The 22699-nt window shown below is 58.9% G+C and carries 18 protein-coding genes; all 18 read left to right on the forward strand.

The genetic code is table 11. The features are described from left to right. Nucleotides 1-696 precede the first annotated feature (696 nt). Entirely contained in the window at nt 697-2217 is a 1521-nt protein-coding gene (locus tag YH3_RS08300; protein WP_064443494.1) for a sugar transferase, read from the forward strand. A gap of 122 nt (nt 2218-2339) precedes the next feature. Further along, nucleotides 2340-3497 carry a glycosyltransferase gene (locus YH3_RS08310; RefSeq protein WP_193777149.1) on the forward strand — a complete coding sequence of 386 codons (1158 nt, stop codon included), beginning with the start codon at nt 2340-2342 and terminating at the stop codon, nt 3495-3497. Next, complete coding sequence (locus tag YH3_RS37125; protein ID WP_274522678.1) at nt 3494-4051, forward strand: DapH/DapD/GlmU-related protein; 558 nt, start codon at nt 3494-3496, stop codon at nt 4049-4051. The genes YH3_RS08310 and YH3_RS37125 overlap by 4 nt, the downstream gene beginning before the upstream one ends. A gap of 26 nt (nt 4052-4077) precedes the next feature. Continuing rightward, a complete protein-coding gene (locus tag YH3_RS08320; RefSeq protein ID WP_164490553.1) occupies nt 4078-5358 on the forward strand; it encodes a glycosyltransferase in 1281 nt (426 codons plus the stop codon). Next, nucleotides 5355-5894 (forward strand): DapH/DapD/GlmU-related protein, encoded by a 540-nt coding sequence (locus YH3_RS08325; protein ID WP_064443236.1) that lies wholly within the window; start codon nt 5355-5357, stop codon nt 5892-5894. The genes YH3_RS08320 and YH3_RS08325 overlap by 4 nt, the downstream gene beginning before the upstream one ends. 70 nt (nt 5895-5964) lie before the next feature. After that, on the forward strand, nt 5965-7176 hold the full coding sequence (locus tag YH3_RS08330; RefSeq protein ID WP_193777150.1) for a lipopolysaccharide biosynthesis protein: 1212 nt from the start codon (nt 5965-5967) through the stop codon (nt 7174-7176). Next, on the forward strand, nt 7169-8233 hold the full coding sequence (locus YH3_RS08335; RefSeq protein WP_064443238.1) for a polysaccharide pyruvyl transferase family protein: 1065 nt from the start codon (nt 7169-7171) through the stop codon (nt 8231-8233). The genes YH3_RS08330 and YH3_RS08335 overlap by 8 nt, the downstream gene beginning before the upstream one ends. Nucleotides 8234-8333: 100 nt before the next feature. Then, on the forward strand, nt 8334-9365 hold the full coding sequence (gmd, locus tag YH3_RS08340; protein WP_181991934.1) for a GDP-mannose 4,6-dehydratase: 1032 nt from the start codon (nt 8334-8336) through the stop codon (nt 9363-9365). Then, nucleotides 9362-10330, forward strand: coding sequence for a GDP-L-fucose synthase (locus YH3_RS08345; RefSeq protein ID WP_054187555.1), 969 nt, complete (start codon nt 9362-9364; stop codon nt 10328-10330). The genes gmd and YH3_RS08345 overlap by 4 nt, the downstream gene beginning before the upstream one ends. Before the next feature lie 52 nt (nt 10331-10382). Further along, entirely contained in the window at nt 10383-11708 is a 1326-nt protein-coding gene (locus tag YH3_RS08350) for a UDP-glucose/GDP-mannose dehydrogenase family protein (protein WP_007726621.1), read from the forward strand. 639 nt (nt 11709-12347) lie between these two features. After that, nucleotides 12348-13793 (forward strand): polysaccharide biosynthesis tyrosine autokinase, encoded by a 1446-nt coding sequence (locus YH3_RS08355; RefSeq protein ID WP_007726623.1) that lies wholly within the window; start codon nt 12348-12350, stop codon nt 13791-13793. A 365-nt stretch (nt 13794-14158) separates the two neighbouring features. Beyond that, the gene (locus tag YH3_RS37280) at nt 14159-14509 is read left to right on the forward strand and encodes a GNAT family N-acetyltransferase (protein WP_075832471.1); all 351 of its coding nucleotides are present in this window, start codon (nt 14159-14161) and stop codon (nt 14507-14509) included. Nucleotides 14510-15384: 875 nt separating this feature from the next. Next, on the forward strand, nt 15385-16908 hold the full coding sequence (locus YH3_RS08360; RefSeq protein ID WP_047269061.1) for a sugar transferase: 1524 nt from the start codon (nt 15385-15387) through the stop codon (nt 16906-16908). Beyond that, nucleotides 16895-18220 carry an O-antigen ligase gene (locus YH3_RS08365; RefSeq protein WP_064443240.1) on the forward strand — a complete coding sequence of 442 codons (1326 nt, stop codon included), beginning with the start codon at nt 16895-16897 and terminating at the stop codon, nt 18218-18220. Before YH3_RS08360 ends, YH3_RS08365 begins: the two co-directional genes overlap by 14 nt. A 1-nt stretch (nt 18221) precedes the next feature. Then, on the forward strand, nt 18222-19433 hold the full coding sequence (locus tag YH3_RS08370) for a glycosyltransferase family 4 protein (protein ID WP_007726630.1): 1212 nt from the start codon (nt 18222-18224) through the stop codon (nt 19431-19433). Continuing rightward, a complete protein-coding gene (locus tag YH3_RS08375) occupies nt 19430-20641 on the forward strand; it encodes a hypothetical protein (RefSeq protein ID WP_058038963.1) in 1212 nt (403 codons plus the stop codon). Before YH3_RS08370 ends, YH3_RS08375 begins: the two co-directional genes overlap by 4 nt. Then, a complete protein-coding gene (locus YH3_RS08380; protein ID WP_064443241.1) occupies nt 20638-21534 on the forward strand; it encodes a glycosyltransferase family 2 protein in 897 nt (298 codons plus the stop codon). The genes YH3_RS08375 and YH3_RS08380 overlap by 4 nt, the downstream gene beginning before the upstream one ends. Continuing rightward, nucleotides 21531-22697: a glycosyltransferase family 4 protein gene (locus tag YH3_RS08385; RefSeq protein ID WP_054187550.1), complete on the forward strand. Its 1167-nt coding sequence runs from the start codon at nt 21531-21533 to the stop codon at nt 22695-22697. The genes YH3_RS08380 and YH3_RS08385 overlap by 4 nt, the downstream gene beginning before the upstream one ends. The last annotated feature ends 2 nt before the right edge of the window (nt 22698-22699 follow it).

A 22699-nucleotide genomic window follows, 5' to 3' on the forward strand; every position in this document is an offset into this window, starting at 1 on the left:
AATCCCACATATTGAGACGAAGGAAAATTTTCTTTTCGGAGCTTGCTTGTTGCGAACTGGACGAGTGACCTGATCTTGTTTCGATGTTGAAGCCTGTATCAGCAAGGGCTGTAGGGCTATTCGCCTTCGAATTGCACATCGAATCGGCAATAGGGACCAAGATCCCTGCCGGGGACGTAGGTCCCCAACGGCGCAGGCACCTTATGTCGGCGAAAGTCATTGCGTTGGTTACCAATGGAAATGATCCTCTATTCAGGCCGTATCGGTAATGCGTTGCCCTGTGGCAACCGCCTACTGACGAGTAAGGTCCTTCGCTTTGCCGCACTTTCGTCGAAGTAACGCGATAGTTGCCTCTGAATCGATCTTTCGTTCTGTTGTTCCAGGCGCTCCGCCTCCGAACGGTGAGAGGCAAAGCGCTTGCGTTGCGGCCACATTGGAATAGGTAGGGGTGCGGGCGACTACAGGCCTGAACTGGGGCGACTTTGCGTTTGATCCTGCGCGCGGACAGTGCTGAAATGTAATCCACTCGGAGCGTGAGAGCGTTCCGATTCTCGAACAATTGCACTCTTCGGATCGAAGCGAGCAATTTGCTGTTCCAGTGGATTGCTCAAATCTGGTGAATCACGCTCAACACCTGTCAACGACACACGGATTCAACGACACACGGATTCCACGAATGAGGAAGGGACTGATCACGTGACGGCGCTCGACGTGTCCACACTGGGCAAGACCAAGCACACGCTTCCCCGCGCAGTGCCCGACCTCCGCCGCGGATCGACTTCTCGGAGGGAATGGGAAACGGCGTACCGCAGAAGGCTGTTCCTGGGCGATTCGGTGATCATCGTGGCGACGGTTTTCCTGGCTCAATGGCTGCGATTCGGTGGAGACAGCCGCGCAGTGAGCCCCGGAATCCTCGGGCAACTCAGCTACACCGGTGTGTCAATTGCATTGGCGGCGATGTGGTTATCGTCGTTGGGGATCTTTCGCACTCGCTCGATTCGTGTGATCGGCAGCGGACCCGAAGAGTACAGGCGAATCTTCGTCGCGACAGTTCGCCTCTTCGGACTCATTGCGATTGTCAGCTTGCTGTTGCAGTTGGACATCGCGCGGCTCTATCTGGCCTTCGCATTTCCTGTCGGTCTGACCGCGCTGATGGCGAGCCGCTGGATCTGGCGAAAGGTGATTGCGAGGAAGCGCTCGCGCGGCGATTTCCAGACGTCCGTCTTAGTCGTGGGAAGCCCGGTTGCAGTCAAGAAAATGGCCCAAACCTTCGAACGAGCTCCCGGTGACGGGTACCGGGTCGTGGGCGTCTGCCAACCCAGTCAACTAGGTCGTCGCGACAGAGTCATCGTGGTCGACGGCAACGAAATACCGGTCCTCGGGGACGAGCACGATGTGACCGACGCACTCGACTTGGTCGGAGCCGATGCGGTGGCGGTTACGGCGACGGAACACCTCGGCTACGACGGTATGCGGAAACTGGCCTGGGATCTGGAGTGTAAGGACGTCGATCTTGTTGTGGCACCGGGAATCCTGGATGTTTCCGGTCCGCGACTGTCGATGCGGCCGGTGGCGGGCCTTCCACTGATTCACGTCGAACGTCCGCGATACCACGGTGCTCAACGGTTCGCCAAGACAGCCTTCGACGTCGTTTTCGCATCTGTAATTCTCATTTTGATCAGTCCCGTTTTGATCGTGACGGCGTTGGCAGTCAAGTTCACCAGTCGGGGTCCTGTGCTCTATCGGTCGGAGCGAATGGGATTGGACGGGGTTCCCTTTCCGATGCTGAAGTTCCGATCGATGGTTCAGAACGCAGATACGCAGGTCGACAGCCTGCTGTCGGATAACGAGGGCGCCGGTGTCCTGTTCAAGATGCGTGACGATCCTCGGGTTACCAAGGTGGGGCGCGTCATTCGAAAGTTTTCGATTGACGAGTTGCCTCAGTTCGTCAATGTGCTCCGGCGCGAGATGAGCGTAGTTGGTCCGAGACCGCCGTTGAGGCGTGAGGTAGAGGCATACGACGGGGCCGTGAAAAGGCGACTGCTGGTCAAACCGGGTATCACCGGTTTGTGGCAGGTGAGCGGGCGCTCGGATCTTTCGTGGGAAGAAACCGTTCGGCTGGATCTGTCCTATGTCGACAACTGGTCGATGGTCGGGGACGTGATGATCGTCGTGAAGACGCTCAAAGCCGTAATGGCTAGTGACGGCGCATACTGATCCGTTCAGTCAGTCAGTCAGTCAGTCTTTCGTATTCGTATCGCGAATCCGATTCGCCATTCCCGGCGAACCCTGCCTGGGATCCGAAGTAAGGGAACTGCGCAATGCACACTGGCCAATCGGTGGTGCTCGATGAGAACTTTGGGGGAGCAGGCTCGATGTCATCAAAAAAATACTCGATGTATTTGGCGGTGATTCCAACGTATCGGAATCCGTGCATCGAGGTGTTGCGTGAGATGGAGGAAGGAAATCTCGATATTCTGGCTTCGGACTACGGGTTGGATTCCACGGTACGAACTGGCATCGACACGGATTTCTACGACCGCGTTCGACGGATCGGAATCTTCGGTGACAAGGTTCTTCTTCAGGTGGGTTCTTGGAAAAATCCGCTTTCAGCGTCCGTGACTATCCTGGATTTGAACCCCCGTAGTCTCACATCGTGGAGTATTTTGGTCCTTCGACGAATAGCGCGTCGCCGTACTCTTCTTTGGGGCCATTTGCATCCCAGGCAAGGTTCTTCGTCGAAGACGGCTTTCCTTCGGAGAACGATGCGCCGCTTGTCTCAGGGGACCATTCTTTACGGGTACGCCAGTGTGGTCCCAGCCAAGCTCGAGGTTCCAGGCCAACCAGTTTGGGTTGCACCCAATTCTTTGTACAAACGCGCTGACATCAACGCTGGTAACACCGGTGAATCGCGTAAATCAATTGTCTATGTCGGCCGATTGGTTGCCGAGAAGAACGTCGATCAATTGGTTCCGGCTTTCCACCAATCAGGCCTCGTCGACGAGGGTGCCGTGTTGGAAATCGTGGGTTTCGGCAATGCGGTGGAAACGATAGAACGGCAAATTCTCGATTTAGGTCTGGAAGAGTCCGTTGTGGTACACGGACGCATTGAACGTCCGATCGAACTTGCTGAAATCTACGCACGCTCAATCATGTCGATCTCTCCCGGATACGTCGGGTTGAGTGTCACTCAGAGTTTGGGATTCGGAGTCCCGATGCTGTACCCCGAGGACGCCCCGCACGCCCCCGAGATCGAACTTGCTGCTGTCGGTCCTATGCAGAGTTACTCACCGACGACCGAGGAGTCGCTGGCTGCGGCGCTGCGAGACTACTTCTTGCATCTTGTCTCCAATCCCGTTCCAGCGGAGAAAGTTTCAGCGAAGGTAGGGGATCTCTATTCCGCCGAAACCATGGCATCGGGGATCTCTGCTGCGTTGCGAGGTCAGGTCGTCGAATTCGACAATGAGGGATGGCCCAAGGAGATGGTCGTACGATGAGCAACCGATCACGCCTACCGTCAGGTGTCAGGCGAGCCCTTCGCGGAATAATGAATGGACTCGCAATATCGAACGGGAATGTTTCAGTAGGGCGCGACTTCAACGCCGGCCGTGGAGCCATCATCAGTGCGCCTCACCGGCTGAATATCGGCGATAATGTCAGCGTCGGACCCCGAACCGTTATTCAGGTAGACGGCTCCATCGGATCCCACGTCATGATCGGAATGAACGTCTACATCGTGGGGCGCGAAGACCACGCGATCGACGAGGTGGGTATTCCGATGCTCGCGTCGACGTGGGTGGGGGACCGTCAGTCTGGTGCACGCGATTCTGTCGAAATTGGAACAGACGTATGGATAGGCGCCTGTTCGGTGATATTGAGCGGTGTGAAGATCGGTGACGGTGCGGTTATCGGAGCCGGTTCGGTCGTGACGAACGACGTCGAGAGTTTCTCGGTGAATGTCGGAGTTCCGGCACGGAAAGTCGCCGAACGATTCGAGAGTGACACGCAGAGAAGTGCACACCTGCAAGCTGTGCACGGACTGCCGTCCTGAGTTAGCTGAAAAGGGAAATGAGCACGATGGATAATCAGGGAAATAAAATCCTGATCGTGGGAATCAACTATTCTCCTGAGCCAACCGGTATCGCTCCGTACACGGAGGGTTTGGCAAATGCGATAGCGGATGCCGGTGCTGACGTCAGGGTAGTGACAGGGTATCCGCACTATCCATTCTGGCGAAAGATGGATGGCTTCTCAGGTCTGTCTTCCGTAGAGCAGTCAGAAAATCTGACGGTTCAAAGACTTCGTCATTACATCCCCCGGAATCCCAGCTTCCTGCGAAGAATTCTGATGGAGGCAAGTTTCGCTTTGAGGGCGACCTGGGCGACTCTTTTCCATCGAGCAGACCTCATACTGTGTTTAAGTCCTACACTTTTGTCCTCGGCGGCATTTGTCATCAGGACCAGGCTCCTTCGATCGCGCACACCCGTGGTGCTGTGGGTGCAGGACTTCTACGGACTGGGCGCGTCCGAGACCGGTCAGCTGAGCGGAGGCCTGTCGTCTCTCGTCGATCGAGCCGAATCCTGGATCTTGCGAAAGTCCGATCACGTCGTCGTGATCCACCCGCGGTTCGCGAAGCATGCGCAGGACAACCTCGGAGTCGACTCGAGCAGCGTCACAGTCATCAGGAACTGGACCCACCTGGATCTCTCCCAGTCTGCCTGCACCCGAGAAGATTCGCGAAAGCGATTGGGCTGGGGGCCGGAACAGAAGATAGTTCTGCATGCCGGCAATATGGGTGCAAAGCAAGGGCTCGAGAACGTGGTGAACGCCGCGCATTTACTTGGGCCGCGCCAGTCCGACATCAAATTCGTACTGATGGGGGATGGGAATCAGCGGGCCCATCTCGAAGAGCTGTCCGAGGGATGCACCGGGATCGAATTCATGGATCCTGTTGGCGGCGAGGACTTCACCGATGTGCTGCGAGCAGCGGACGCATTACTTCTCAACGAGTTGGCCGATCTTCGCAGTATGGCCGTTCCGAGCAAACTTACATCGTATTTCGCTTCAGGGGTACCTGTCGTCGCGGCTACATCTTCGGACAGTGCCTCCGGCGAGGAGATCGCCCTGTCCGGGGCGGGAGTACGTGTTGACGCCGGAAATCCGGAAGCATTGGTACGTGAAATAGAGATGCTGGTTTCCGACCCCGTCCGTGCCGCTCAACTCGCGCGAAACGGGGGGGAGTACGTGCACGAAACCTTGTCTCCCGGCTCTGCCACCACCGCGTTCGGTGACCTCTTCGACGGACTCATCAATCGAGACAGTTTGCCGACTCGACCGACGCAAGCCCGAGCGCGATGACACACCCGCAGCTCTCCCTCGGCGAATTCACCGGGGCAGGATACGACAAGGGACGTCCGGCATCAGTGCAGGTCGCCTGGCTCGCGGTGGCACCACTGTTCCGGGCCTGGTTCGTGCCGGCACGCATACGAGTTGCCATTCTCAGACTGTTCGGCGCTGAGATCGGTGATGGAGTCCTGATTCGGCACGGCGTGAAGATCCATTGGCCGTGGAAACTGTCGATCGGTGATAACACTTGGGTGGGTGAGGGAGCATGGATCCTCAATCTCGAACCGGTGAGTATCGGGTCGAACAGTTGTGTCTCGCAGGACGTCTTTCTGTGCGCGGGCAGTCACAGCAGACAGTCACGGACTTTCGAGTTCGACAACGGACCGATCGTCATCGGCAACGGAGTGTGGATTGCGGCCAGGTCCACAATTCTCCGCGGCACGTCGGTCGGTGACCACTCGGTTATCGGCGCAAATTGCCTTGTTACATCCGATGTTCCGGCGAGTTCGATCGTCCGCGCCCCGGTTTCGTCGATCGGACGACCATGAAGGGCGCACGACCGCGCTGCGCCGGGGTTCCGCACGCGTTCGAGTGCCCGGGTGGTGGAACATGAAGGTGATGACGAACCCCTTGGTGGTTCAGTTCACGGGAATCGCCGGCGGACGTCTTGTCGGTGCGTTGATTCAGGCACTGAGTATGGTCCTACTCGCGCGTATCTCCGGTCCGTCCGGCTTTGGAATCTTCGCTGCGGCTTATGGTGTCGGACTGGTGCTTCAGACCATTCTGAACTTCGGGTTCACCCCATTTCTGGTTCGGATCCGTGCGTTGGGTGACCAGGAACCCCTCATCGCGTCGACCTTGGAGTTCTCGCGCCGCGCCAACCTGGCCGTCGGTGCATTGCTGGCATTTACCGCGGCGGTAGCCGCGGTCTTCGAGCCGAAGCTTTGGTTCGTAGTGCCGTTGACAGCTTGGGTTGTTCTGGACAATTACGTCGAGACGCTGCTCTCGCTACCACTCGCTGACGGGAATACCTGGCAGAACGCGGTGTCGTTGCTCCTCCGGCGAGCACTTGCTCTCGTTTTTGTTGCGGCCGCTTGGCTCGCAGGAGTCGACGCAGTGTTCTGGTATTCCGTGGGCCTCGCGTTCTCTTCGATGATCGCTGTCTTCGTGGCCATTCGGCTCGGACCGGCGATCACTCGTGTCAGATCGAGACGCTCGTACAAGTCGATCATCGGCAAGTCCTCGCACTTCTGGTTGAATTCCGTTGCTACTCAGACGCGCAACTTCGACGTACTGCTGGTTGGACTTGTCACGTCACCGGCCGTCTCCGGAATCTACGGCGTGACGAGTCGTATCACCACTCCGTTGCGGCTGATTCCCACATCGTTTGCGGCAGTTCTCATGCCTGCGGCGGCGCGCTCGACGACCGGGCGAATCACCCAGGGCATTCTGCGACCCGCGATGTACGTATGCATCGCAAGCGCGGTGATCTTCGGTGTGATCGCAGCTGTCATCCCTGTACTCGTTCCACCGATTTTGGGCGATGCGTACGTAGACGCGGTACCGGTAATGCAGGTCGTCTGCTTCAGTTTGATCTTCGCAGCGATCTCGTCCCAATTGAATGCGATCCTGCAAGGTACGGGCAGAGTTGAAATCGTCTCCTACATAACGGTTGTGAGCACCTCGATCTGCCTCGTCGGAATCGTGCTGGCTGCCCCCCGTTACGGGGCGCTCGGAGCGGGGTGGTCGCTCTCGCTCAGCTATGTACTTCAAACCGCATTGCTGACCTGTGTCGTTGTCGTTGCAATGAGGAGGGATCCCCATGCGTAGGTTCTTCATGAGTATCGCAGCAGCTCAGGGCAATCTGGGTGACATCGAGATACGCCGAACAGCAGTCGACTACATGCGTGAACTGGGGTTCAGACCCGTTGTATTTTCGGGCAGTATGAGCGCGGAGTACGTCGATGCCTTCGATTGGGAACCAACCGACGAGGTGATGGATTCGGGTATCAACTTCTGGCGAGCGATTTTGTCCGATACAGTGCGCCGAAAGCGGGCAGTGATCGTGATGGCACCTGGGCCGGCGGTTCTGGGGGCATCAGCAGCAAGCGTCGTCAAGCACTCGTTGTTGGTGACAGTCTTTGCGGTGCTTCGCATGTTCGGTACACGAGTCCTCGTTTTGGGACGGTCGATCGAGGTACGAAGCCCAATGGCGGCAGTACCCGAGAAGATCCTCGTCGGCGTAGCCGACGTCTACGCGGCACGTGACAAAAGGACGTGTGAGTACCTGCGAGGTAAGAGTCGGTTCTATCCCGATCTCGCGTTCGGGGCCGGTGTATCCGACGGAGCGAAGTCTGCTGGCCGAGAATCTGCGCGCCGAGAAATAGCCTTGCTTTCACTTCGGCATGACCGACCGGTGAACTACGCGTCCCTTCGGTCGATCCAAAGTCAGTTCTCGGCAAATGGTTTGGATTTGATGGCCTGTTGCCAGGTTGTCGAGGACGACAGCCACAACCGCGAAGTTGCTGCGACGCTGGGTATTCCCTACGTGGGATGGGACGATGACACGACCCATCGGCAACAGGAGTCGGCTGTCCGCGCCCTGTACGAGCGCGCCGCCGTAACCGTCAGTGACCGCCTCCATGTTTTGATCCTGAGCGCTCGAGGCGGATCGATACCGGTGATGTCGGGTAGTAGTTCGGTACCGAAGCTGAGGGATTCGCTGGAACCGGTACTCGCACCGCAGGCCTCCTGGATGGACGATGCGACGGGTGGCAGCTTGAATCTAGGGCACGACGAATCTACCCGAATCTCTCGCGGAATGGACTCCGCTGCCGCGGAACTGGAGGATCTGAGATCGCGGATCAAGGAGGCAGTAATGCCGTGAGGGTTTCTCAGTTCTGGTTGTGGGTTCGCTGCTCCCACACAACACAATTCGGCCGATGACTACTCGCAGACAAGTATCTGCTTCGAGGACGGAGTTTCAAGTGAAACGTGCACTGATTACCGGAATTACAGGCCAAGACGGTTCATACCTGGCCGAGCTGTTGTTGAGCAAGGGATACGAGGTCCACGGACTTATTCGTAGATCGTCCACGTTCAATACGGCTCGAATCGATCACATGTATGTGGATCCCCACACGCCGGATGCAAAACTGTTCCTTCATTACGGAGATCTCAGCGACGGGGCGCGTTTGGTCACTCTTCTCGCACAGATACGCCCGGACGAGGTCTACAACCTCGCAGCGCAGTCCCATGTACGGGTAAGTTTCGACGAGCCCGAACATACCGGTGACACGACGGGAATCGGGTCGATCAGGCTGCTCGAAGCAGTCCGGATGGCTGGTCTCGAATGCAGGTTCTACCAGGCGTCCAGCTCCGAGATGTTCGGTGCGACACCGCCTCCGCAGGACGAGCAGACTCCCTTCTATCCGCGATCGCCGTACGGTGCGGCGAAGGTGTACTCGTACTGGATCACCAAGAACTACCGCGAGGCGTACGGGATCTTTGCCGTGAACGGAATTCTGTTCAACCACGAATCTCCGCGGCGAGGCGAAACATTCGTAACTCGCAAGATCACGCGAGCGGTGGCGCGGATCAAGGCCGGCCTGGAAAACGATTTGTACATGGGTAATCTCGATGCAATCCGCGACTGGGGCTACGCGCCGGAGTACGTGGAGGGAATGTGGAGGATGCTTCAGGCCGACGAGCCGGACGATTACGTGCTCGCGACAGGCGGTAACTACTCGGTCAAGGATTTCCTGACGGTGGCCTTCGAGCACGCCGGTTTGAACTGGGAAGATCATGTGCGCTTCGACGAGCGCTATCTGCGGCCGACGGAAGTAGATGCGTTGATCGGAGATGCAGGTAAGGCGGAGCAGAAGCTCGGCTGGAAGGCGACTGTACATACTCCCGAGCTGGCTCGAATCATGGTCGATGCGGACATCGAGGCTCTGAAGTGTGAGGGCAAGCCCTGGATCGACCGCCCGAACCTGGTGGATTGGGAGCACGCTCGATGACGGGGGAGTACGCGCAGAAGTCCCTCGATCGGAACGATGCGGTGTACGTCGCGGGCCATCGTGGACTCGTGGGTTCAGCGATCTGGCGTCGTTTGGAGGCCGACGGTTTCAATCGCCTTGTCGGTCGCACGTCCGCCGAACTCGATCTTCGCGACCGCGGTGCCGTGTTCGAGTTCTTCGCCGCCGAGAGGCCGAAGAACGTGGTCCTCGCGGCAGCCAAGGTGGGCGGGATACTGGCGAACAGCACACTGCCGGTGGACTTCATCTCCGACAACCTTCGCATCCAGGTGAACGTGATGGACGCGGCGGCCGAGTTCGACGTAGATCGCCTGCTGTTCCTCGGATCATCCTGCATCTACCCGAAATTCGCTCCTCAACCGATTCGCGAAGAATATTTGCTGACCGGTCATTTGGAACCGACGAACGATGCATATGCCATCGCCAAGATCGCGGGAATCCTGCAGGTACAGGCTGTTCGAAAGCAGTTCGGGCGTCCGTGGATCTCCGCGATGCCGACCAATCTCTACGGCCCGGGTGACAACTTCTCTGCCAAGGGCTCTCATGTGCTGCCAGCCCTCATCAGACGCTTCGACGACGCGCGCCGTGATGGAGCTGCTTCAGTCGTGAACTGGGGCAGCGGGACGCCGAGGCGCGAGTTTCTCCACGTCGACGACATGGCGGATGCCTGCCTTCATTTGCTCGACCACTATGACGGAGCAGAACACGTCAATGTTGGTACAGGCGAGGACCAGAGCATCGCGGAGATCTCTGCGATCGTGGCGGACGAGATCGGGTTCGACGGCGAGATCGAATGGGATCATTCGAAACCTGACGGGACGCCGCGGAAGTTGCTTGACATCGGGAAGCTTCGAGATTTGGGGTGGCAGCCCAAGATTGATCTTCGTGCGGGGATCGCATCGACCGTGGAGTGGTATCGACAGAACGTCGATTCGATCAGGACATGAAGTACTACAGCATTATTCGACGTAAACTCGACTTCGACAGGCAGACATCGTTATGACTTCTCGTATTGCGGTATTCGGCACAGGCTACCTCGGGGCGACACACGCAGCTTGCATGGCCGAGTTGGGTCACGAGGTTCTCGGGGTGGATGTTGATCCGAACAAGCTCGCTATGCTCGAAGCTGGGGAGGTTCCTTTCTACGAACCGGGACTCGAGGAAGTACTGCGCCGCAACATAGCCGCGGGACGTCTTCGATTCACGGCTTCCTACGAGGAGGCCGCAGAGTTCGCCGACATCCACTTCCTCGGCGTCGGTACGCCGCAGAAGAAGGGGGAGTTCGCGGCCGACATGCGTTTTGTCGATTCGGTGATCGAGACACTCGCACCCCTCTTGACCAGGCCGACCGTAATCTTCGGGAAATCAACTGTGCCAGTCGGTACAGCAGAGCGATTGGGTGCGCGGGCACGGGAACTGGCGCCTGCCGGACAAGACGTGGAGGTGGCGTGGAACCCGGAATTTCTCCGGGAAGGCTACGCGGTGAAAGACACGCTTCACCCGGACCGGCTTGTGCTCGGGGTCGACCGCAATCGACCCGGACGTGCGGAATCGATTGCGCGTGAAGTGTACGAGCAACTCTTGAACGAAGGTATTCCCTTTGTTGTGACCGACCTTGCGACTTCGGAGTTGGTCAAAGCATCAGCCAATGCATTTCTGGCAACGAAGATCTCGTTCATCAATGCGATCTCGGAGGTGTGCGAGGCTTCAGGTGCGGATGTGACCGTTCTTGCCGATGCCATCGGCCATGACGAGAGAATTGGTAGGCGATTCCTCAACGCCGGAATCGGTTTCGGTGGGGGCTGCTTACCGAAGGACATCCGTGCTTTCATGGCACGTGCTGGTGAGCTGGGAGCAGATCAAGCACTCACATTCCTACGCGAAGTCGACAATATCAACATGCGTCGTCGTACTCGGATGGTCGAACTGGCTCGAGAAGCGTGTGGTTCTCTACTCGGAGCCAATGTGGCGGTTCTCGGTGCAGCCTTCAAGCCTGACTCCGACGACGTGCGCGACTCACCTGCGCTGAACGTTGCCGGGCAGATTCAGCTGCAAGGCGCTGCCGTCAATGTCTATGACCCGAAGGCGATGGGAAACTCGAAGGCGTTGTTCCCCACCCTCACTTACACTTCGAGCGCACTTGAAGCGTGTGCAGGCGCTGATGTCGTCTTGGTTCTGACCGAGTGGGCCGAGTTTCGAAAGTTGTTGCCGTCGGACCTCGAACCTGTCGTCCGCAAGAAGGTCATCATCGACGGACGTAACTGTCTGGAACCGACCACCTGGCGCGACGCAGGGTGGACCTACCGAGGTCTCGGAAGGCCGTAAACCGGTGAAACCTTCACGGAGGGTGGGTGTTGTAGGCATCGAGGGGAAGTGGCCGTGTGCCCGGGACCAAAGTCCGTCAGCGAGCGAGCTGTGGCCGGGGGAGATGCTGGGATAGCCGCTCGTGCATCACAGGGTGAGGGGCATGTTGCCTTGTTCGGTTGGTATGCATCAACTTCCGGCGGCAAGTTGCGTAGTTGGTCGTCGACGGACGTTGGTCCTACGGCCCGCTGTGGTATGTGACCCTTTCATGGTCGGCACAGTCGACTGACGATGTCTAGGAAGTTTCGAGGCTCCGTTGCGGTGGTGAAAAGACCAATGACGCAGTAGAGTTCAGCCTGGCTGCACGTTGTGTCTGCTCTGCGCGATGTGTGAGTGGGCCCGATGTCAGTGTCGCGGGTTTGTCAGTGTCGCGTGTTCGCCACTTCCCGATCATGCATCGGCCAGGAAGTGAGATGTGTGAGATGCCGTGAAGGCCTCTCCCCCCTGGCTGTTTCGGCAAATACCTCGCGCTGTGACGCAGGGACACGCGATAGAAGATTGGCTGCCTCGTTCAGCCTGCATTGAGTGCAGCGGCTCGACAGCGGCTGTCGATTACTACTCGAAGACGTGATACGTGTTCGAGCCGAAGGAGATTCGACGATGGATGTACGGGACTACCTGAAGATTTTGCAGGCACGGTGGAAGATAGTCGCTGTCGTCACTGTGGTCGTGATCTTGGGCGCATTGGGCGCCTCGTTGATTGCCACGCCGATCTACCAGGCTTCCACGCGCCTGTTCGTGTCGACTTCTACCGGAACAACCGTGAACGAGGCTTACCAAGGTAACCAGCTCTCACAGCAGTTGGTCACTTCCTACGCCAAGCTCCTTACCGGCGAGACACTGGCACAGAGAACGATCGATTCAGTCGGGCCCGATCGACTCGGCGGGCTTTCCGCTGCGGAGATTTCGTCCAAGGTGACCGCCACATCGGCGCCGGATACAGTACTGCTCGATTTGAGCGTGCAAGATGCGTCGCCTGAACTGGCACGTGAAATCGCAAATGCGCTCTCGGACGAGTTTGTCGTGATGGTCAAAGATCTGGGTACGCCCGCAAATGGTGGCACAGCACCTGCGCGCGTCGTTGTCGAACAGCGAGCACAAACTCCCGCGGAACCGGTGTCGCCGAAGACTTCGCGGAACGTGGCGCTCGGTGCCGCGATCGGGCTTCTGCTGGGGATCGGGTTGGCTGTGGTGCGTGATCGCCTGGACAACACCGTCAAAGAGCGCAAGGTGGTCGAAGACATCGCCGGCGCGGCGATGGTGGGAACAATTCCGTTCGACAAGGAACGCGAAGTTCATCAAGCGATCAACTTCCACGAGGGCAACTCCGCAAGTGCCGAGGCGTACCGCGAGCTGCGAACCAATCTGCAGTTCCTGGCCGTGGATCGCCCACCGAGTGTCATCGTCGTTACGAGTTCTCTTCCCTCCGAGGGAAAGACCACGACTGCGGTGAACATCGCACTCGTGTTAGCCGAGGCAGGCAAGAAGGTGTGTCTCGTCGAAGGTGACCTCCGTAAGCCTCGCGTTTCGAAGTATCTGGGACTTATCGGAAGCGTTGGTCTGAGCTCGGTCCTGGCCGGGCAAGCAGATCTCGACGACGTACTTCAAGTCACGAGCAATGCTGACCTGACGGTTCTTGCCTCAGGTCCGATTCCCCCGAACCCGAGCGAACTTCTGGGCACTGACACTGCCCATGCGGTCTTTACCGATCTCCGCAGAAGGTTCGACTACGTCATCATCGACGCCTCGCCGTTGCTTCCGGTTACGGATGCTGCAGTTCTTTCAGCGCTGGCGGACGGTGCGCTAGTGATTGCTCGTCACGGCACGACGAAGAGGGAACAGCTGAGCAGGGCGGTCGGCAATCTCCACAGTGTGGGCGCGACGATTCTCGGTACTGTCATCACGATGACCCCGCTGAACGGTCGTGGTGTCTACGAGTACAAGTACTACTACGATTCCGATCCGGTTGTCGCTGACGTGGCCGTGGAAGGGTCCGTGGACAGCAATCCAGTCGGCGAACGAAAGGTCACGTCGACAGTCATCTGACCTGGTCGTACGGTAAATCCCGACGCCTCACAGGGCCCTCGAGCAATGCTCGAGGGCCCTTCTCTGTGTGGTGAATCGGACGCAATTCTCTAGTCGGGTCCTCTGAGTCTGCGACGCGCAGTGCGGAATACGGGTTCATCGGCCGTCGCAGTAATTGGGTAGGCACGGGCATGCGGGATGTGACGCTGCGGTCTGAGCTGTCCCTGCTTGACCAGTGCCTCTATGACTGTCGATCTGGTTGCGCCCGACGGGGCCTTGGGCGTCTTGGTTGGAATCGCGTAGCGAGTGTGGCGGACCGCAGGCGGACCAGCCCGATTCGGCCTCGAGAGTTTCGCAACGCCTAGATGTCGATCTGGCATCCCTCGATGGATTTGGACAGCGGGTGCGGGGGTTGTCGGCCAGCTGCGACTCAGCATGAACGAGTTCTTGGCCGATGTCGGTGGTCATATCGGCCACGGGTCCGTCGGTCGGAGGGCCGGAAAGGGATAGCGTCGACTGCTCTGGGTGAGGCGCTCGCGTATGTCGGCGACCCGGTGGGGCTCAGTCGCGTCCTGGTTACCTGCGACGAAAGGAACCCGGTTTCGCGTAAGGCAATCGAAGCGTGCGGGGGTTTACTCGAGAGCGTGCGCCCAGCTGATCAGTTGTCCCGCAATGTCGGTTGTTCGAGAGACACGCTCCGCTACTGGGTGCGAACGAGCGTGTCGAGCGTCCGTTGACCCTACACGGCCACACACGTTTGCCATAGCCATAGCCATAGCCATCGGTAGCAGTCGCCCCGCTTTGCAGCCGAGCGGCTGCGCAACTCGCATGTCCCTAATTGGGCTGTGCTGCAACTATTTCAGGACATCACCGGCGATCGCTGGCGGTCCACACTCCTCCTTTTGCATGTCTGAACTCTCGGTGTCGCCCGATCGTAGGTTCGCGCAATGCCGGCCAGGAGTAGGTAAGACGCCCAGAGGCGAAGTGTCGAACAATCGTCCAGGGCTGAGTCGACGCTGAGCGCATCAAAGTATGGATTGCAGAGTGTTTACCAACCGCGTGCTGGTTTCCGTCCAAACGCGGAGCCCAAATGGGCTAGGCGATGAAAACTATAGGTACGCAATGGTAATGGTGAGCAATGTTCACTCCTTCTTGTCGGAGGGTGAATAACTGACGTCAATGCTGGCGTCGGGAAGAACTTCGGAAAGCGCTATTGCCACGCTGTCCGGAATGTGGCAAACTCCTCACTGGTACTGACCAGCTAGCCGAAGAGTTGCCATGATGTGAGTCCTGGCAATATCGAGGCCGGCGACGTCAGCGGGCGAGGAGAAATCGCCGATCGTCCTGTGTTTGGGTTGTTAGTGGACTCTGCTTCAATCATGGGGTGTGAGCTGCGGCAATGCCGCAATAATCGACAGTTGGGCCGAGGCCTGATAATAGTCGCCGGGTTAACTGCAAGGCGCACGTAATGCGACCATACGCACTGAACGCAGCAATGCGGAGCAGTTGCTTCGCTGTCGAAGTTTCGGGAATCGGCAAGGCGGTCCGATGGACCTCGGCCGGTGAACATCTTCAGGCCGAATTCTGTGCATGGGGAAAGGTTTCTGAACACATGACGGTTCTCGAGATGGCCGCGCCCACGAAAGAGCGGCCACAACAACACCGACGAGTAACGCCGGAGAGGGCCGGTGGAGTTTCCGCACGCAGGAAATGGCAATCTGCGTATCTTCGTCGTCTGGCGATCACCGACACGATCATCGTTGCGGCAGTTGTGTTTCTGGCTCAATGGTGGCGATTCGGTAGCGACGCGGATGTCGTCGACGGTGAAGCATTCGGCCATTTCAGCTACACCGCACTGTCTTTCGCCCTGATTATCGGCTGGTTTGCCGTACTGAGGGTATTTCGGACCAGATCTCCTCGTGTGATCGGAAGCGGCCCTGAAGAGTACCGATTGATCGCTGTCGGAACGCTCCGCCTGTTCGGACTGATTGCGATCGCCAGCCTTCTCCTTCACCTGGAGATCGCGCGCCTGTACCTTGCCGTGGCGTTTCCGATGGGATTGACCGCCTTGATCGCGAGTCGTTGGATCTGGCGACGGGTGATTGCTCGTGAGCGAGCCCGAGGTGAATTTCGAACTGCCGTACTTGTGGTCGGTGTGCGAGGGGCGGTTGTCGATCTTGCACGCAACCTCGAGCGCGACGATGCCCATGGATACCGAGTTGTCGGAGTCTGCGTACCCGGCTACGGAGGAGACGTGGGCGAAGTTGTCACAGTGAACGGTCGGGACATTCCGGTGCTCGGAGACGAGCACAGTGTCACCGACGCACTCGAACAGGTCGGTGCCGACACGGTGGCGGTGACGGCGTCGGAGCGACTCGGACCGGAAGGGCTGCGCAAGCTGGCCTGGGATCTCGAGCGCGATCATGTGGACCTTGTTGTCGCACCGGGGATTCTGGATGTGTCCGGGCCGAGGCTCTCGATGCGCCCGGTCGCAGGATTTCCGCTGATTCATGTCGAGCGTCCGCGCTATCACGGCGCACAGAAGTTCTCGAAGACGACCTTCGACGTTGCTTTCGCGGCGCTCGTGCTGGCCGTGATCAGTCCGGTGCTTCTGGCGGCTGCGATCGCCGTCAAGCTCACGAGCAAGGGTCCGGTTCTGTACAAGTCGGAGCGGATGGGGTTGGACGGTCAGCCGTTCCCCATGCTCAAGTTCCGCTCGATGGTCCAGAATGCGGATTCACAGGTCACGGCACTGATGAAGGAGAACGAAGGCGCCGGAGTGCTTTTCAAGATGCGAGACGATCCGCGTGTGACGACGGTAGGTCGATTCATGCGCCGATACTCGATCGACGAGTTGCCCCAGTTCGTCAATGTCCTCCGGCGAGAGATGAGTGTTGTAGGACCGCGGCCACCGCTTCGGCGCGAGGTCGAGATGTACGACGACGCGGTCAGTCGTCGGCTACTGGTCAAGCCCGGTGTCACCGGCCTGTGGCAGGTCAGTGGACGTTCTGATCTTTCGTGGGAAGACACTGTCCGCCTGGACCTTTCCTACGTCGACAACTGGTCGATGATGGGTGACGTCATGATCGTCGCGAAGACGCTCAAGGCGGTGGTGGGAAGTGATGGCGCCTACTGACAAGAAGGCGGTACCGGCGCCTTGCGAAAATGAGGCGCCGAACAATCCGCTGATCTTGCGAACGGCATTGGTGATCGCGGTCATCGGCGCGAGCGGAGCCTTTCAGGCGTACACGCAGAGGACAGCGCTCGGATCGTTGCTCGTACACGGTTCGGCCGTTCTTTCGGCGACACTTGCGTTGGTCTACTTCCTCGACCGGCGATACTCACGCAATACGACGTGGCCTGTCTTCACGCTTATGATCTCGGCCGGCGTCCCGGCAACCAGCTGGTACTGGTCGACACTGCCCCGGAACTCCGCCGTCGCCGGCATCGTCGTCGTGTGCCTGGCGATCACGGGAATCATCGTCGCCCGTGAGTTGACCTTCGCGGTGCGAGTGCGGACTGTTGCCCTCACCTTGCTGGTACTTCTCGTGCTGTCGTTGATGGTCGTGTTCCTCGATCCTTCGACTGGCATCGACGTGGACACCCGCGCCGTTGCTTATCGCGGAATCTTCACGCACAAGAACACTTTGGGACGAATGGCTGCCATCGAAGTTGTACTTGTCGGTGTCATGCTCATGCTTCCCGACGTCAAGCGTATTCCGTGGGTGGCGGCGCTGGCTGTCGCCGGCATCGTGTTGTTCGAGGCCCGGAGCCAGACCGGTCTCGTTGCTGCGGGGATTGCGCTGGCGACAATGGTTGCTCTGAGGTGCTTTCGACGGACACCGAACGCTCACCTCGCCTCGACTGTGATCATCGGCCTGTACCTCGGGGTGTCCGGCGCGATGAAGGTGCTCGGACCCGATGTCGCGGCGCTACTCTCGCGAGATGTCACGCTGACCGGCCGGTTACATCTCTGGACGGTATCCGACTACTACGCCGAACAGCGGCCTCTGCTCGGATGGGGCTTCGGCTCGGTGTGGGCGCCGGACAGTGCAGTGGGGCAGATGATTCGGTCAAAGCTGTCCTTTCCGGCGACCAGCGCACACAACGGAATGCTCGACATTCGGCTGCAGATCGGTTGGATCGGATTCCTGCTGCTGTTGGCCGGCTATTACCTGCTTCTGAGCACGGCGCTCGGGCGAGCCCGCAGCAGAACGGAGTACATCGCCGTCGTCGCGATCATGGTTCTCGTCTTCTCGATGGACTTGACGGAGTCGACGCTCTTCTTCGGCGCCATGTGGCTGATCGCATGGGTCTTCCTGGCGCCGTACGGACCCTCGACCCGCCGCTCCCACAATGCGGGCAACGCCGAGTTGTCGATCCGTGGGGTTCGTGCCGACAAGAACGACGCGTACAGGTTCGCTCCGGAGCGAAGAGGAGGTCACTGAGATGTACAAGTCGTTCGATGTAGCGCGTTCGAAGCCCGAAGTGAACCCGACGTCCGCCGGTGGATTCACGCCGCCGAAAGCCTTGATGTTCCATGCGATCTATCGGAATCCGGGTGGTGAGGAGCAGAGCTTCGCCAACGAATCCAAGCTCCTGAAATCGATCGGATACGAGACGGTTCAGTGCACCACCGAGAATTCCAAGATCTCCCGGGGACCGTGGGCGGCAGTCACCGCAGTGTTCAGTCCTCGCGTACTCGTCGATGCGTTGCGCATCATCCGTTCGGAGCGCCCCGACGTCATCTACGTGAACAATCTCTGGCCGGCGTTCTCGGCTTCGTTGCTCGTGGCCGCAAGAGCCGCCGCAATTCCTACGTTGCAGGCGGTTCGAAACTATCGCCTCGCCACACCGTCAGCCAAGTTGCGCGCAGATGGCACGTGCACCGAATGCGGTTCCACCAAATACTTCACGAGTTGTGTCCGCAACGGATGCTACGGAAACAGCCGACTGCAGAGCCTTGTCTGCTACCTGAGCGCTACGGCGGTCAAGCTGAGCGTCTTGGGGTGGAAGCAGCACAGGTTCGTCGCAACGAGCGCGATGACAGCACGTCTGGTCGAAGGACGACTGATCAGTTCTGGCCGCGTCGTGGTTCGTCCGAACTTCGGATTCGAAGAAAATGAACCCGAGTTTCGGAGCACTGATTCGGTTGTGTGCGTCAGCCGACTGACACCGGAGAAGGGCGTCCTGGATTTGGTGCGCAACTGGCCGCAGGGCGCTGGAAGTCCCTCGCTCACAGTTCTCGGTGACGGACCGCAGTACGGCGAGATCTCCAGCATAAGCGCAGCTCTCGACAACGTCACGCTGGCCGGATTCACTTCGCACGAAGATGTGATCGAGATACTTCGCGACAGTGCGGCGTCCGTGGTGCCGTCTCAATGGGCAGAACCGTTCGGACGCGTTGCGATCGAATCGATGTCGGTTGGCACCCCGGTCATCTACGCAACCAACGGTGCACTCGCGGACATCGTCGGACCGGGCGGAACGCCTCTCAATACCTTGGAAGAGTCGTCGATACGCGAGGCCCTCGATCGAATCTTCGGAGCGGACGATCGATCGGCGATACGCAGATCCGCTTATCGTCACTACTCGAATCGCTTCACATCGCGCAAAGCGGCGACGTCGATGCGTGAGCTCATCGACGAGGTGAGATCGTGAAAGATCGCACTCGGCATGTGACATTCATGGCCGATCAAGGGCTTTCGAGCGTCCTCACTTTTGTCGTTCTCACCTCGGTGGCACGACTCGGTGGTCCGATCGAAGTCGGCCAGGTTGCCGTGATTCAATCGGCGGGTCTGTTGGCACTGGCACTGGGGAGAGCGATCGGCGTCGACGTCTGGCTGTCGCGAGGGGCGGGGTCTGACGAGCGTGGACCGGCGTTGGCGCCCACGATCGTGCTGGCGGCGGTATCGGTGACATCGGTGTGGGCACTGTTCGTGATCGCCGGCTCGGACTCGATGAATCTCACGGTATACGCCTTGGCTGCAGCTGGTTTCGTGGTGTTGGACGTGATACGCACGATGCTGATGCACGACGGTGCGAGTTGGATCTCTGTGTCGATACAGATCGTGACACTCTCGTTCGTCCTTATTGCAGCTTTCCTGGTCGAGAATCTGACACTTGCACTCGTGACCTATACGGTCGGTGTCTTCGTCGCGCTCGCTCTCGGTCACGCATCCATGCGTCTGGTACCGCCGGTACCGTCGATCAGGTACTCGCGCACTCACCGATATAGATCCGTGCCGTTTGCGATCGAGATATTGATGGGATCAGCTGCGCAGCAGGCGATGTTCTTGATACTCACTGTGGTGGCGTCGATCTCGATGATCGGTGAGATCAGAACTGCCCAGACACTGCTCGGTCCGCTGTCCTTGATGTTCGCGGGCATCTCGCCAATTCTGATGCGTAAGTTCGGCAGTGGTGTCGAAGCGATGAGCCCGAGCGAGTGCATGGCACTCGGCCGCCGAGTGGGCTTGCAGATCTTCTGGGTTTCGATCATCTGCGTTTCGCTGATCTGTCTTACGCTCGAGATTCGATTCTCGGGAGTGCGATTGATGGATCATCTGGTCGGGTCGCACTTTCCGAACTTGATACCGGTCATTCTGCTGTGCGGGTTGGCGGTGGCGTTCAACGGGATTCTGCTGGGAGTCGGCACGTCGATCCGCGTCGTGGACAAGACGGGAAACCTCAACAGATTTCGCGCCTTGCTGTTACCTCTGCAGTTTCTGATCGTTCTCGGGGCGGGACTGACCGACAGCGCCGTACCCGTCGCAGGAGCATTGGCCGCGTCGGCGTGCGTCAGCGCGAGCGTCGCACTTCTGGTTTCGATGAACCGTGACGCCCGACCGAAAGTTGACCTCTCATGAAGAATCCCAGCGGCGTCGTAGTGGCGATTCTGACCTTCCGTCGTGAATCGGAACTGGCTGTCTGCATCGACAGCGTCCGGGCATCGATCCAGGCTTCCGGTGCCTCCGCCCAGGTCGTAGTAGGCGACAACGATCCGGAATCCACCACGCCGACGTGTGTTGCCGACGGGATCGAACGACTGCATCTCGGATTCGGCGGGGTATCTCCGGCGCGACGTGCGTTCGTCGATCTCGCCCGTGCACGAGATCGTCGTTACATCGTCTTCGTCGACGACGACGAGTACGTCGATGTCGACTGGCTGTCGAATCTCCTCACCTGCGCAGCAGATTTCGACGCAGGTGCTGTGGCCGGTCCTGTGATTCCGGTGGGTCTGCCTGCCTCGGAACTTCCATTGCACACTCGCGTTCGCCATTCGACCGGCACCCCGGTTGCGTCTGCAGGCGCTGGAAATCTGTTGTTGGACCTGAAGGCTTTGAACGGCTTGAACTTCAGTGACGACTGGGATCTACCTGGCGGCGAGGACACCGAGTTCACGCTCAGGATGAGCGCCGGCGGTGTCCGGTTGTTGTGGTGCGACGAGGCGCTTGCGTACGAACCCGTAGGCGAGGATCGGCGTCGGGATTCCTGGCTCTTCGCCCGGTATGTCAACAACGGACGAATCCTCGCGGTCTGTCAGGGACAGCTCGAGCTGCCACTGTTGGCGGCTCAGAGTGCCAAACGCGCTCTGCTCGTCCTCGCGTCGGCGACGTTGATCCCCGTTGCCTTGATCAGTCCACGGATCAAGCGCGTGGTTCTCGACAACGGTGCACGCAACATCGGTTGGTTCTCAGAGCGATTCAGCCGCAGCGATTCTCGGACGCCGCGCGCACAGAGGCTGGTGGTAGCGCGATGACACGGTTGTTGATGACGGCATACGCCTGCGATCCGAATCAGGGGAGTGAGTCCGGTGCGGGTTGGGCGCTTCTCTCGGCAGCTTCCGAACTGTGTGAGTCGATCACGGTGGTGACTCGCTCCGGTGAGGCTCCCGCATTGGAATCAGAGTGTGAACAGCTCGGTTGCGAAGTTCGTGTCGTGCGAATAGCGACTTTGCCCGCGGAAGAAGCCGGATCGTACGGTCGATACCTCCGATGGCTCTGGCACACTTCACTGTTCGTTCGGCGTGAAGCGGCAAACTTCGACGTCCTGCACCATGCAACTTTCGCCTCCGACTGGCTGCCCCCACCGGTGCTGTTCGGTGGAGCCGGCGGAGTACGACTGGTATGGGGGCCTGCTGGGGGCAACACCTACCCGCCGATGCGGCTCGCCAAGCGCATCGGTATGCGGTATCTGGCATCCACGGTAGTTCGAACCTGCTCGACGAAAGCCGTTCGGTCACTGACACACATCTTCATGTCCGGACGAGTTGACACTTTCATCGCGATGAACTCCGACAGCGGACGTGGCGCACCGCGGGCACGCAACGTCGTCGTCCAACCCAATTGTGTTCTGGGCTACGACGGAATCGAGAAGCAAGCGGTACCCAGACCGAAACGAAGACTCTTGTTCGTAGGAAGACTGTTGCAATACAAAGGAATCGACCTGATTCTGGATGCGCTCGAGCAGCTGGGTACCGAGTGGTCCATGACCTTTGTCGGGGAGGGACCCGCCCGCGGGCGGATCGAGAAGTCGCTTCCGTATCGGCGCGGTCAGATCACGCTTCGCGGATGGCGCGACAGATCGGAAGTGGTGGGCGAGATGGGGGCCTCCTCCGCTCTGCTCTTCCCGAGCATGCACGATTCGGGCGGCTGGGTGGCGGCCGAAGCGGCTGCGGTGGGCCTGCCGGTGGTCTGTTTGGATCTCGGCGGTGTGCCGACACTGGCAGGTAGGAACGCCGTGACGATCCCGGTTGCTCCGGCGTCGACTCTCGCCTCTCGTATCGCTCGATCGATTGTCGAGACCGAGCTTTCTCTCTTTGAACCGCAACGTGATTGGACTCGGTCCCGGTTGACATCGGTCTTGTCGCGCAGCTACGGCCAGTGCAATGAACGTCGACAAACGAACTCGGAAAAGTGGTGAGA

The sequence above is a fragment of the Rhodococcus sp. YH3-3 genome, from assembly GCF_001653035.1.
GTDB classification, from domain to species: Bacteria; Actinomycetota; Actinomycetes; order Mycobacteriales; family Mycobacteriaceae; genus Rhodococcus_F; species Rhodococcus_F qingshengii.

Excerpts from the sequence above, each read along its gene's own strand:
- YH3_RS37125 (WP_274522678.1), top strand. The coding sequence starts at position 3,494 with ATGAGCAACCGATCACGCCTACCGTCAGGTGTCAGGCGAGCCCTTCGC.
- YH3_RS08320 (WP_164490553.1), top strand. The coding sequence starts at position 4,078 with ATGGATAATCAGGGAAATAAAATCCTGATCGTGGGAATCAACTATTCT.
- YH3_RS08325 (WP_064443236.1), top strand. The coding sequence starts at position 5,355 with ATGACACACCCGCAGCTCTCCCTCGGCGAATTCACCGGGGCAGGATAC.
- YH3_RS08330 (WP_193777150.1), top strand. The coding sequence starts at position 5,965 with ATGACGAACCCCTTGGTGGTTCAGTTCACGGGAATCGCCGGCGGACGT.
- YH3_RS08335 (WP_064443238.1), top strand. The coding sequence starts at position 7,169 with ATGCGTAGGTTCTTCATGAGTATCGCAGCAGCTCAGGGCAATCTGGGT.
- YH3_RS08345 (WP_054187555.1), top strand. The coding sequence starts at position 9,362 with ATGACGGGGGAGTACGCGCAGAAGTCCCTCGATCGGAACGATGCGGTG.
- YH3_RS08350 (WP_007726621.1), top strand. The coding sequence starts at position 10,383 with ATGACTTCTCGTATTGCGGTATTCGGCACAGGCTACCTCGGGGCGACA.
- YH3_RS08355 (WP_007726623.1), top strand. The coding sequence starts at position 12,348 with ATGGATGTACGGGACTACCTGAAGATTTTGCAGGCACGGTGGAAGATA.
- YH3_RS37280 (WP_075832471.1), top strand. The coding sequence starts at position 14,159 with ATGGATTTGGACAGCGGGTGCGGGGGTTGTCGGCCAGCTGCGACTCAG.
- YH3_RS08360 (WP_047269061.1), top strand. The coding sequence starts at position 15,385 with ATGACGGTTCTCGAGATGGCCGCGCCCACGAAAGAGCGGCCACAACAA.
- YH3_RS08365 (WP_064443240.1), top strand. The coding sequence starts at position 16,895 with ATGGCGCCTACTGACAAGAAGGCGGTACCGGCGCCTTGCGAAAATGAG.
- YH3_RS08370 (WP_007726630.1), top strand. The coding sequence starts at position 18,222 with ATGTACAAGTCGTTCGATGTAGCGCGTTCGAAGCCCGAAGTGAACCCG.
- YH3_RS08380 (WP_064443241.1), top strand. The coding sequence starts at position 20,638 with ATGAAGAATCCCAGCGGCGTCGTAGTGGCGATTCTGACCTTCCGTCGT.
- YH3_RS08385 (WP_054187550.1), top strand. The coding sequence starts at position 21,531 with ATGACACGGTTGTTGATGACGGCATACGCCTGCGATCCGAATCAGGGG.